General features: G+C 49.4%; 6 protein-coding genes. 3 read left to right on the forward strand and 3 right to left on the reverse strand.

Annotated elements, in window-relative coordinates:
• The 3 genes from ABYP73_RS11070 to ABYP73_RS11080 form a co-directional block, all read left to right on the forward strand.
• Positions 1-599 (forward strand): hypothetical protein (locus ABYP73_RS11070; RefSeq protein WP_372974362.1); only part of this gene is annotated, 599 nt, incomplete at its 5' end.
• Complete coding sequence (locus ABYP73_RS11075) at positions 577-1,668, forward strand: hypothetical protein (protein ID WP_372946423.1); 1,092 nt, start codon at positions 577-579, stop codon at positions 1,666-1,668. The genes ABYP73_RS11070 and ABYP73_RS11075, both read left to right, overlap by 23 nt.
• Before the next feature lie 19 nt (positions 1,669-1,687).
• Positions 1,688-2,416, forward strand: coding sequence for a head GIN domain-containing protein (locus ABYP73_RS11080; RefSeq protein WP_372974363.1), 729 nt, complete (start codon positions 1,688-1,690; stop codon positions 2,414-2,416).
• Positions 2,417-2,444: 28 nt separating this feature from the next.
• Here the strand turns inward: ABYP73_RS11080 and ABYP73_RS11085 are convergent, their stop codons facing one another.
• From ABYP73_RS11085 to ABYP73_RS11095, 3 genes are all read right to left on the reverse strand, one after another.
• Complete coding sequence (locus ABYP73_RS11085) at positions 2,445-3,764, reverse strand: MFS transporter (protein WP_372974364.1); 1,320 nt, start codon at positions 3,762-3,764, stop codon at positions 2,445-2,447.
• A gap of 76 nt (positions 3,765-3,840) precedes the next feature.
• Entirely contained in the window at positions 3,841-4,650 is an 810-nt protein-coding gene (locus tag ABYP73_RS11090) for a M48 family metallopeptidase (RefSeq protein WP_372974365.1), read from the reverse strand.
• Between the two features lie 34 nt (positions 4,651-4,684).
• On the reverse strand, positions 4,685-5,260 hold a 576-nt coding region (locus ABYP73_RS11095), incomplete at its 5' end, for a DUF5110 domain-containing protein (RefSeq protein ID WP_372974366.1).

Consider the following 5,260-nt stretch of genomic DNA (forward strand, 5'->3'; position numbering starts at 1 on the left):
AGAGCCAAAGACAGTTTGAGAAAAAAATTAGAACCCGTTATATCATGAACGATAAGGATTTGACAGCCCTTTTCAGGGAAATGAAGCCGGAATTTGACAGGGAAGAGCCGAGAGCAGGGCATCAGGAGAGATTTCTCTCCAGGCTGGAATCCCGAGGGTCTGAAGGCACCAAAGGAGTGTCCTGGTGGAAACCCCTGGCTATAGCAGCCTCCGTCATGCTCCTGCTGGGGATCTTCCTGGGTTCCTTCACGGACATATTGCCTTCCGGCGACCCTATGGCTGAAGTCTCTCCTGAGGTATCCAATACCGAGCGCTATTTTGCGGCGGTAATACAACAACAGCTAACGCTGCTCGAAAAAGAAGATACGCCTGAAGCGAGGAAACTGGTTTCCGATGCCATGGCCCAATTAGACCTGCTTGAAACCGACTACCAGCAACTCCGGAGTGATTTACTCGAAGGAGGGGATCAAAAGATCCTGCTCAGTGCCATCGTACAGAACTTCCAGATGCGAATCGACCTGCTGGAAGATGTGATGGAAAAATTAGAAACCGTAAAAAAACTTAAAGTACAAGAAAATGAAAACAGTACTACCCTTTAAAAAATTGATCCTTTTTCTTATCGCCCTCCCATTGCTGGCAGGGGCTCATGGAGATCCCATGAAAGGAAAATACACCAAGGAGAAGAAAATTGAAAAAGAATTCAATGTCAATGCCAATGCTACCCTCAAGGTTTCAAACAGCTATGGCAATATCACTATGGCTTCCTGGAATGAGAACCGGGTGGTGATAGAGGTCAACATTAAGACCAACGGCAATAACGAGAGCAAGGTACAGGAGAAGCTCGATGAGATCTCTGTGGCATTCGAAGCCGACGCCTCTATGGTTTCTGCCAGAACCACCTTCGAGAAGGAAAGAGGATGGAACTGGAGCTGGGGCAAAAACAACAATGTGAGTATGCAGATCGACTACACGATCAAGCTCCCGGTGAAGAACAGCATTCACATCAGTAACGACTACGGGAATATCACCCTTGACAGAATAGACGGCTTTGCCAAGATCAGCTGCGACTACGGCAGATTGCAATTAGGCGAGCTCAGGGGAAGGAATAACGACCTGAGATTCGACTATACCTCTAAATCCTATATCGGGTACATCAACAGCGCTAAGATCAGGGCCGATTATTCAGGATTCACTATAGAAAAGGCCGGTGATCTCATCATCAATGCCGACTATACAGACGCTGTGGTACAGGAGATGGGGAACCTCCAGTACTCCAGTGATTATGGTAGCCTTGAGGTAAATAGCGTAGGCAATGTTCAGGGCAATGGAGATTACATCAACGTAACCCTGGGGACCGTACACGGCAATGTAGATATCAGCGCAGATTACGGGGCCATAAGGATTCAGGAACTGGCATCGGATGCAGGAAATGTCAGTATCCGCACAGACTACACCGGGATCAAGATCGGCTATAACCCGCAGTATAATTTCGATTTTGAGATCAGCACGGACTATGCAGGGGTCAGCGGAAAGGAAGGCCTGGAGATCACCGTCAGCAAAGAGAAAGACCGGGAGCGCTATTACAAAGGGTATTATGGCAGGCAGAACAGTGGAAATCTGGTCTCGATAAGCAGTGATTACGGCGGTGTGACATTGAAGAGAAACTAACTCTGAAATACTCATTGAAATGAAAAAAATTGGACTTCTGAGTGTGCTTCTGATAGCAGTAAATATAACCTTCGCTCAATGGGGCAAAAAAGTAAAAGGCAACGGGCAAGTAGTCACCATAGAAAGGATCACGGGTGATTATGACGAGATCTCGGTCGGGGGTTGGTTCGATACAGAGATCGTAGACGGAGAAGAAGGTTCCGTGACTCTAAAAGGCGAAGAAAATCTCCTGGAATACATCATTACCGAAGTTAAAGACGGAAAACTCGTCGTCAAGGTCAAAAACGGGATCAATCTTCAGCCCTCCTCCTGGTTCAACGGGGGAATTACGGTAAGCATCCCGGTGGAAGAGATCAGTTCCCTGTCCATGTCAGGGTCCGGGGACCTCGAAGGAAGGACTGTCCTAAAGGCCAGGGACATGTCGGCCCGGCTTTCAGGCTCAGGAGATATGGACATTGCCATAGAAGCTGAGAATCTGGACGTGACCGTTTCAGGATCCGGGGACATGAACCTGGAAGGCGCAGTCCAGAACCTGAAGGTTCAGATCTCAGGCTCCGGGGATATTCATGCCTATAACCTGCAGGCGAACCACGTCGATGCCCTGGTATCAGGATCAGCGAACATTGAAGTAACCGCAAAGGAATCCCTCAGGGCGAGGGTCTCCGGCTCCGGGGATATTTTCTATAAAGGGAATCCCGAGAAAGTGGATAGCAAGACTTCGGGTTCGGGGGACATCTCGAAAGGATAAGTCGATTTGATACTCTGTGAAGGCCCTATTATTGCAGGGCCTTTGATTTTACCCTCAGCAGAAGGAACGCTCCCAGGATAAAAAAGAGCCCAAGAAAGATCGTCGCGTTTCGCATACTTCCCGTGAACTGGGCCACAAAACCGTAAAGAAATGTGCCTATGATGATTCCGATCTTTTCAGCCACATCGTAAAAACTGAAAAAAGAGGTGGTGTCTTTGGTCTCAGGCAGAAATTTGCTGTAGGTAGAGCGGGAAAGAGCCTGTATCCCTCCCATGACTATACCAACGAAGCCTGCAGCTATATAGAATTCCATCGGACTCTGAACGGAATAGGCGTAGATACAGATGAGTACCCATATCAGGTTGATGACCACCAGGGTACGGATGTTTCCAAAAGCTTCTGAAGCGCGCGCAGTAAGGGTAGCACCCAAGATCGCCACGAGCTGGATCAGGAGGATGCTGACGATCAGGCCGATGGTTCGCTCCTCACTCGATCCCCAGGCCACTTCTTCCTCTCCGAAATAGGCCGCAATAAGCATCACAGTCTGTACGGCCATGCTGTAGACGAAGAAGGCTCCTAGATAGCGTTTCAGCCTTCTTTCATGCCCCAGTTGTTTCCAGACACCTTTGAGCTCCCTGAATCCATTCAGGATAACACGCTGCCTCTCACCCACCCTTTTGTTCCCTTTGGGCAGGTGGTAAAAGGTGTACTGACTGAAAGCGATCCACCAGATCCCTACAGACGCAAAGGAATATCGCATGGCCAGCAGTTCTGCTCCTTCTCCTTCGATCCCGAAAAATCCCGGCCTCATAACCATGGCCAGATTGATCAGCAGCAGGATAACACTTCCGATATAGCCCATGGAAAATCCCTTGGCACTGATCTTGTCCTGTTGTTCGGGATACGCGATGTCAGGCAGATAGGAATTATTGATGGCGAAACTCACCCAGAAGCCCACCAGCCCAAAAAAATAACAGATCAGACCTGCCTCGATGTGTTCCAGGGAAAACCAGAAAAGCCCTATACAGGCAACCCCCCCGAGATAGCAAAAAAACTGCATGAACACCTTTTTGTTGCCCAGGTAATCGGCAATCCCGGAAATGAGAGGGGTGATAATGGCGATACATACAAAGGCGATGGAGGTGGTATAGCTGATCAGAGGTGCCCTGGCGATTTCTCCGCCAAAGATACTGACCTTTTCAATCTCCGCTATCCTGAAAAGGGCGCCGTAATAGATCGGGAAGATCGCAGAGGCAATGACCAGGCTGTACACCGAATTGGCCCAGTCATAGAAAGCCCAGGCATTGAGTAATTTTCTGCTACCCTTCAAAAGGATGCTTCGGGCCATATAGATCGGTTTAGAACGACTTTAGCAACAGGCCGATTCCCCATCGATACCGGGTACGGTCTAAAGTCGCGTTTCATTACTGAAAACTCGTCACCCCGAATTTCCTGGCCTCCTCCTTGGCCAGGGGGGCCCAACTCGTAAGGTTGGCGATGCGCGTATCGTTGGAAGGGTGCGTACTCAGGAATTCAGGCGGGGCGGCCCCACCGGAATTAGCTTTCATCCTTTTCCACAATTCTGCAGCCTCTTCCGGATTGTACCCGGCAATAGCCATGATCTGTAATCCGATCCGGTCTGCTTCGGTCTCGTGACTTCTGCTAAAAGGCAGCATGACGCCGACCGTAGATCCGATCCCGTAGGCCTGGTTGAAGATATTCCTTTTCTGGGGATCGTCAATGGAGATGTTCCCCGCGATAGCGATGCCCTGTTGGACCATGGCAGCACTCATACGTTGAGCCCCGTGATCTGCAAGGGCATGGGCGATCTCGTGCCCCATGACCACGGCAACGCCTGTTTCTCCCTGGCAGATAGGCATGATCCCTGTATAAAATACGATCTTGCCCCCGGGCATGCACCAGGCATTCACGGTTTCGTCCTGTACCAGGTTGTATTCCCATTGATAATCTTTAAGGTACCCCGGATACCCGTTGGCGCTGAGCCATCGCTCTGCAGCCCTGGCGATCCTCTGACCCACGTTGGTGATCATCCGCGATTCCTCTGTACCGGAAACCACCTTGTTCGACTTCAGGAATTCGTCATACTGAGCAAATGCGGAGGGAAAGATGGAATTGTTCTGGTAGAAGTTAAGGGTGCTCTTTCCCGTAAAGGGATTTGTCTTACAGGCGGCCACAGCCAGCAACAGGAATGCGGCCAGAAGTAGTCTCTTCATCATCATTTCTTGTTTGCGTGGAATTTACGAAAAATCACTTTCCCAGAATGTGAAGGACCGAAAATTCTTTGGTCACGTGCAGGGTGTTACTGCCGTTCATCTTGACATCCTTGAGCGCTATGGCCTCGTTATCGAGCTGGATCGACTTGATCTTGAAAGGAAGTCCCATCAGGTTGAGTTTAAAGGTCTCATACGAGGTCACGTAATTACCGTCCTTGAACTGTTGCAGGATAAGTTCCTTTTCTTTACCGATCAGTTTGAAATTCCTCAGGCTGTATTCTCCTTTCACATAGTCATATCCGTCCTCAGCATCCTCGTAGATCATGGAGCTCTCTATCCCATTCTTGTAATAGACATCCAGTTGGAGCTCTTCCAGTTTCAATTCCCCGACGTACTGCTGTACTGGGTATTTGGGAATGATAGCCCCTTCCTTGATGAAGATGGGGATCTTGTCGATGTCTGCATCCACCCATTTCTCTGTCCCTCCCACCAGGGTCTCGTTGGTCCAGTAATCATACCATCTTCCCCTCGGGATATACATCCTTCTCCCTTTGGCATTGGGTTCCTGAATGGGACAAACCAGGATCTGCTCCCCGAAAATGAACTCATC

This window comes from Muriicola sp., from assembly GCF_041567615.1.
Taxonomy (GTDB): Bacteria; Bacteroidota; Bacteroidia; order Flavobacteriales; family Flavobacteriaceae; genus Muriicola.

Excerpts from the sequence above, each read along its gene's own strand:
- ABYP73_RS11090 (WP_372974365.1), bottom strand. The coding sequence starts at position 4,650 with ATGAAGAGACTACTTCTGGCCGCATTCCTGTTGCTGGCTGTGGCCGCC.
- ABYP73_RS11075 (WP_372946423.1), top strand. The coding sequence starts at position 577 with ATGAAAACAGTACTACCCTTTAAAAAATTGATCCTTTTTCTTATCGCC.
- ABYP73_RS11080 (WP_372974363.1), top strand. The coding sequence starts at position 1,688 with ATGAAAAAAATTGGACTTCTGAGTGTGCTTCTGATAGCAGTAAATATA.
- ABYP73_RS11085 (WP_372974364.1), bottom strand. The coding sequence starts at position 3,764 with ATGGCCCGAAGCATCCTTTTGAAGGGTAGCAGAAAATTACTCAATGCC.